The following is a 6,322-nucleotide window of genomic DNA, read 5'->3' on the forward strand; positions in this document are numbered from 1 at the left end:
TATATTTATATTTCCCTGAATATTTGTGTCGTTACATGACTACATAATGCCTGCATACTAATGCTAACTACTTGAAATGGAGTCAATGCTATTGTCGTCGAGAGCCGACGAATTAAATATGACCATATGACTGATGGAAATGTGGAGCTGAATAAATTCAGTTATAAGTGTTTCAAACGCAACAATTACAGTGAAGACAATTCAGGCTATTACGATAGAGTTGTTGGTATGGTTTAAAGCTTTATTAATCGTCCGAACTTTGGAATTCAAAACCTTTCATAGGTTTGCTAAATATCTACAGGGCACCTCTAAAAATCTAATCTTCGTCACAATACTGCGTTACTTGATGAAACTATCAGCTACATATCAAATATATCCCGCGTTCAATCTTTTAATCGAGCCTTGTCTTGCCTGACAAAGGGGTAAGCAGGCAAGCTGCGAAGCGGCTGGTTGCAAAATTGAATTATTGAGACACCCTGCATTTTATTTTTGGCAGCAAGGGGATGCGAAACTCGCAGGGTCAACTTTAATTAACATAAATTTTCCACTGTCTGCCGTTAAAGTTTCTTGCAGCCAAAGAACAAACAGAAGTCTGCCGCAATGCGACAATGCGATCAATAAATAGGACTGAGTTGGCTTCTTTGCCGTTTGGCGTGATAGTAATGGCTTTGGGGACGATGACACATCTGGCAGTGTTGTGTGCGATGAGCTTAAAAAACTAAAATCTTTAAATTTTCACATTGCATGCGGCATAAGCTGTATGACAGCTATCCTTGTAGCCGCTACAATACCCAAACCAAGCGCTTGAACGAATCGATGCTGTATGCCATTTTCAGCGCAGATATTTTATTTTGCATAGCCTCAACCTAAACAATAGCCTTGACCCAAACAACCGAGTTTGACCTTAAATCATATATCGCCAGTCTGCCCCTACTGCCTGGTGTGTACCGTATGCTGGATAGTCAAGGTCAAGTGCTTTATGTCGGAAAAGCTGGGCGACTAAAAAAACGCGTCGCATCCTACTTCCAGAAAAAAAACATCTCGCCGCGTATCAGCTTGATGGTGTCGCATATTGTCCGTATTGAGGTGACGGTCACTCGTTCCGAAGCTGAGGCCTTGTTACTGGAAAACAACTTAATAAAAGCATTAAAACCGAGATATAACATTCTTTTCAGAGATGATAAATCTTATCCATATATCGTCTTGAGCGGTCATAGTTTCCCTCGACTGGCTTATTATCGTGGTGCGACCAGCAAGCAACATCAATATTTCGGACCCTATCCGAATTCACATGCAGCCAAGGAAAGCATTCAGTTGCTGCAAAAAATTTTTCGCATCCGTACTTGCGAGGACAGTACATTCTCCAATCGCACTCGTCCCTGTTTACTGCACCAGATTCATCGCTGCACTGCCCCTTGCGTTGGCTTGATTAGTCCGCAGAATTACGAAATTGATGTGCGCAATGCGAGTTTTCTGTTACAGGGCAAACATGGCGAGGTAGAAGGATTGCTGCGCCAAGCTATGGAAAAGGCGGCAGAAGCCCAACACTACGAGCAGGCCGCTGCGCTACGTGACCAGCTGCATGCGCTGCATACGGTGCAGCAAAAGCAGTTCATGGAAAGTGGTCGTGCAACGGATGCGGACATCGTTGCTGTTGTTGAGCTGGATGGCGTATTGTGCGTGAATCTGGCCATGGTGCGCGGTGGCAGGCATCTGGGTGATAAGAGCATTTTTCCACAAAATGCCGAAGGGCAGGCGGCTGACGAAGTGTTGTATGCCTTCCTGTCGCAGCATTATTTAAACAATAGCGTTCCACCTCTTATTCTCACCAGCACGCCTCTCACGGCAGGTGCCTTGGAGGAATTGCTGGGCGAGCAAGTCGGGCATAAGGTGCAGATACGACACAGCGTCAGTGGAGAGCGCCGCCAATGGTTGGATATGGCGCTGAAAAATGCTCTGCTGGCATTACACCAGCAAACAGGCCAACAGGCCGGGCAGCTGGATAGACTGGAAAAATTGCGCGAAGCGCTTTCGCTCCCGCACCTGTCACGCATCGAATGTTTTGATATCAGCCACACCATGGGCGAAGCGACTGTGGCTTCCTGTGTCGTTTACGATAGTTTGGCTATGCGTACTGCTGAGTATCGACGCTACAACATTAGCGGTATTACTGGGGGAGATGACTGCGCAGCAATGCGCCAAGCCTTGTTGCGTCGCTATCAAAAGTTACAAGCAGGGGAGGGCAAGCGCCCCGATTTAATTTTGATAGATGGTGGTGCGGGACAGCTAAATGTGGCTTGCCAGGTGATGGAACAACTTGGTCTGATGGAAATTCCGTTAATGGGTGTGGCAAAAGGCGTGGAACGCAAACCCGGGTTAGAGCAATTATTTCGTCCGCAGCAAGAAAAGCCGCTACAATTGTTGCCAGACAATCCAGCCTTGCATTTGATTCAACAGGTGCGCGATGAAGCTCACCGTTTTGCTATAAGCGGCCATCGTGCCAAGCGTGGTAAAGCTCGTACAACATCAATGCTGGAGGAAATCAGCGGAGTAGGGGAGAAGCGCAGACGTAATTTACTGGCTCGATTCGGCGGTCTACAAGGTGTGTATCAAGCCAACTTGGAAGAATTGTCGCAGGTAGATGGCATTAGTCTGGCGCTGGCGGAAAAAATTTATCAACAACTGCATTAATCATGCCACTCAATATCCCAAATCTGCTAACTTGGTTTCGCATTCTGCTCATACCGATTTTTCTAGGGGTATTCTACCTGCCCGACACAACACTTGCGCTGCATCATAAACATTTAGTCAGCTCAGTGATCTTCGCGTTAGCTGCTTTCACAGATTGGCTTGATGGTTATTTGGCGCGCGCGCTTAATCAGACTTCCGCCTTTGGCGCATTTCTGGATCCGGTTGCTGATAAGCTGATGGTGGCTGCTGCTTTGATAGTACTGGTAAAGCTTGGCTATGTGGACATGTTCATTGCATTCATCATTATCGGTCGAGAAATTGCCATCTCTGCCTTACGTGAATGGATGGCTCAGCTTGGTGAAAGCAAGAGCACCAGAGTTTCCATGCTGGGTAAGGTGAAAACTGTATTTCAAATGATTGCCATATTGTTGCTGCTTTACCACGACTCGCTGGCTGGATTGCCTGCTGATACATTAGGTACATTTTTGATTTATCTTGCCGCTGTTTTGACATTGTGGTCAATGATCTATTACTTGAAACTTGCGCTGCCACAAATTCTGCGCAAATAAGTAGAGCACCACGTTAAATAAATATTTTCTTACCAGCTGTACGGCTGGTAAGAAATAAAATTTAGGCATTGAGCTAAAACTCATAATGAATGTTTCATACGAGTTCAAAAAATCACCAGGACATGATTGATTTTTTACCTCATGCAAGATATACTGCTTCGCTTTCGGGGTGTAGCGTAGCCTGGTAGCGCGCCTGCTTTGGGAGCAGGATGTCGGGAGTTCGAATCTCTCCACCCCGACCAGTTAATTTAGTGGTGCAGAGTCAAATAGCTCCATAGGAATTGTGCCCGTAGCTCAATCGGATAGAGCACCAGCCTTCTAAGCTGGGGGTTACAGGTTCGATTCCTGTCGGGCACACCAACGATATGTTTTGTTGGGTGTTTACTCCGGATTTTACTCTATGGTGGCTGTAGCTCAGTTGGTAGAGTCCCGGATTGTGATTCCGGTTGTCGTGGGTTCGAGCCCCATCAGTCACCCCATATAGAAAAAGGCTTGCAGCGATGCAGGCCTTTTTTACGTATAGTCTGAGTTTAAATTTAGTGACCTTCAGGGGGTTCGGCTGGCGGCTTTGAGCGGGACGACTTCTACACCCAGCGCATCCAGTAGCTCATCATCATTCATGTCAGCCATTGCGTGCCCCATTTTGCTTGGCAGCCTTGTAACGTGTAAAAGCGGCCACGCCTTCAGCCATGCGCTTTTCCCACGCATCGGCGGAATTGATATCTGGCAGGCGACCATGCTCGTTTTTGAACTGCAAGGCACGCCTTGCCAGATCACGGGCTTCGTCTTCAGGGATGCGGACCTTCTTAGCGGCAATGCTGGCCTGAACCTGGCGTAGCGATTTCTCATCCATCGCTTTCGCCAGCACAGCATAGGCAGCATCGAAGGGATTGATGCGGTCGATCAGGTCAATGTCCAGGTCGCGCACATTAACAAATTTACGCACTCCATCCAACAAGGCTGTATTGCCTTGCAATGTGTCGTCGCCAGCACCACCACCATTAGCATCAGCCTGAGCCAATGCCAATTTAGCTTGCTGTGTAATATTCATAGCCGCAATCGCGTGTTGGCGGATGACCTCTTGATCAGTATTGCTCAAGTCTGGGTAACGCTCACGCACGATCTTGCCCATGCGCAACTGGGTCAGTTCTTCGGGCAGCGTATTTTCCTTGTCAAACAAGCCACGTTCCAGCACGGTCTTGTCCTGCAAGAAACTGGTGACGACTTCGTTCAGGTCTTCCTTACAGATGCGCGTTGCCTCTGGACTTTTCGGTATTGCCAGACTATTGATCTCGACGTGAATCTGGCCGGTGCCTGTGTTTACCCCGATGTTGTGACCGCCATCTTTGTAGCCTTCTTCGCCATAATCAAATCCTAGCTTTGGGCCAATGTTTTTTGGCGTGAACTCATAGCGCGGTGCCAGCACTTGCTCCATCAGCAGGCTGGCGGAAATGGCCTTGAGCATTTCGTTCACCGCCTCGCTCACGGCAGCTTGATCGGCTGCAGGTTCGGCAATCAGGTTGGTAAAACGTGATCGTTCCTTGCCCTCGGCGTCGCGGGTGGCGCGGCCAATAATCTGCACGATTTCAATCAGGCTGCTGCGGTAGCCAATGGTCAGCGCATGTTCGCACCAGATCCAGTCAAAGCCCTCCTTCGCCATGCCCAGTGCGATGATGATATCCACGTGGTTACGGTTGTTTTTTTGCGCTGGGTCTTTCAATGCAGTGAGTACGCGGGAACGTCTGGCCGGATCACTGTCGTCCACGAGGTCCGCCACATTCAGTGTGCTGCCATCCCTGGTTTGTATCTGATGAAAACCGGTGGCCGGGTCAACGCCTTTCCATTCACCCAAGCCGTGCATGATTTCATTTACCTCGCGCTTCTTGTCTTTGAGGCTTTCGCGGGCATTCACGTTGGGAATAAGGACGATGGTTTTCAAGGCCGGGTCCAACACCTTGGTGATGGCATCAACGTAAGAACCGGTGTAAAAGAAGTAGCCGATGTCCAGCGATTTGAGCCATTGGTAACCGTTGAGCTGTTCGTAGTAGGTGTAAGTTATCGTCTCGAACCGAGCCTCATCCGCCGGATTCAACACCGCTTCGCTGTCGCCTCGGAAGTAAGAGCCAGTCATGGCCACCAGATGCATCTTGTCGCGGGCGATGAACGCGCCCAACTGACTGCCCAGCACGTTGCCTGGGTTGCTGGAAACGTGGTTAAACTCGTCAATAGCGATCAGGCGATTATCGAACGCTTCGATGCCCAACTCTTCCACCGCAAAGCGAAAGGTGGCGTGGGTGCAGACCAGTATTTTGTCAGTGCTTGCCAGAAACTTACGCACTGCATCCACCTTGGACTTAGCTACGCGCGGTTCGTCCATGCCGGGGGCATTGCACAGATTCCATTGCGGGGCGACCTGCCAATCCCAAGCGAAACCGTACTGACTCAGGGGTTCATCGGCAAAGCTGCTGCCGATGGAACGCTCCGGCACCACGACAATGGCCTGCTGCAAGCCCTGGTTATTAAGTTTGTCCAGTGCGATGAACATCAGCGCGCGGGATTTTCCCGATGCCGGTGGCGACTTGATCAGCAGGTATTGCTCACCGCGCTTGGCATAGGCACGCTCCTGCATGGCACGCATCCCCAGCGCATTGGCCTTGCTGGAAGCACCGGTACGCGCAGTAGAAATGGACACTGACGGCACGGTGTAGGCATTGGTTGGGTTGGTCACTGTATATCTTCCTCCGTGGTCATGTCGTCGCCTGCCAGTTAGTGCTCGATCTGTTCGATGCTGGGGCAATTGTGCTGCAGCCTGCTGCACAAATTTTTCATCCGGCTAGACCCAATACTGCTCACTATAGAAAAATTCCGTTCGCTCTAAGTATGATATTCGTCCGCAGGTCGAAAGGCGTTAGCAAGATATTGATCTCCCAGATAATCGGGGGCTGTTTGACCATTTTCATAATTTTTAACCAATTGATATATATGGCCATAAAAAGCTGTTTCTTGAGAGATTCTATTGTTCGTGTCAAGCATTTTTTGTAATCCTTTCCGGGTTGAAAGTT

General features: G+C 49.0%; 4 protein-coding genes and 3 tRNA genes. 5 read left to right on the forward strand and 2 right to left on the reverse strand.

The genetic code is table 11. The annotated features are described in order from the left end of the window. Positions 1–879 precede the first annotated feature (879 nt). The 5 genes from uvrC to MJ770_RS11515 all read left to right on the forward strand — a co-directional run bounded on the left by uvrC (position 880) and on the right by MJ770_RS11515 (position 3,739). Positions 880–2,691, forward strand: a complete 1,812-nt coding sequence (gene uvrC, locus MJ770_RS11495; protein ID WP_256448827.1) for an excinuclease ABC subunit UvrC — start codon at positions 880–882, stop codon at positions 2,689–2,691. 2 nt (positions 2,692–2,693) lie between these two features. Continuing rightward, positions 2,694–3,260: a CDP-diacylglycerol--glycerol-3-phosphate 3-phosphatidyltransferase gene (gene pgsA, locus MJ770_RS11500; RefSeq protein ID WP_239254324.1), complete on the forward strand. Its 567-nt coding sequence runs from the start codon at positions 2,694–2,696 to the stop codon at positions 3,258–3,260. Between the two features lie 165 nt (positions 3,261–3,425). Further along, positions 3,426–3,502 (forward strand) — tRNA-Pro (locus MJ770_RS11505). A gap of 41 nt (positions 3,503–3,543) precedes the next feature. Further along, a tRNA-Arg gene (locus MJ770_RS11510) sits at positions 3,544–3,620 on the forward strand. A 43-nt stretch (positions 3,621–3,663) separates the two neighbouring features. After that, positions 3,664–3,739 (forward strand) — tRNA-His (locus MJ770_RS11515). Between the two features lie 143 nt (positions 3,740–3,882). Here MJ770_RS11515 and MJ770_RS11520 read toward each other — a convergent pair. After that, on the reverse strand, positions 3,883–5,988 hold the full coding sequence (locus MJ770_RS11520; RefSeq protein WP_239254326.1) for a DEAD/DEAH box helicase: 2,106 nt from the start codon (positions 5,986–5,988) through the stop codon (positions 3,883–3,885). Between the two features lie 146 nt (positions 5,989–6,134). Beyond that, on the reverse strand, positions 6,135–6,322 hold a 188-nt coding region (locus MJ770_RS11525), incomplete at its 5' end, for a hypothetical protein (RefSeq protein ID WP_239254327.1).

This window comes from Candidatus Nitrotoga sp. M5, assembly GCF_927904885.1.
Taxonomy (GTDB): Bacteria; Pseudomonadota; Gammaproteobacteria; order Burkholderiales; family Gallionellaceae; genus Nitrotoga.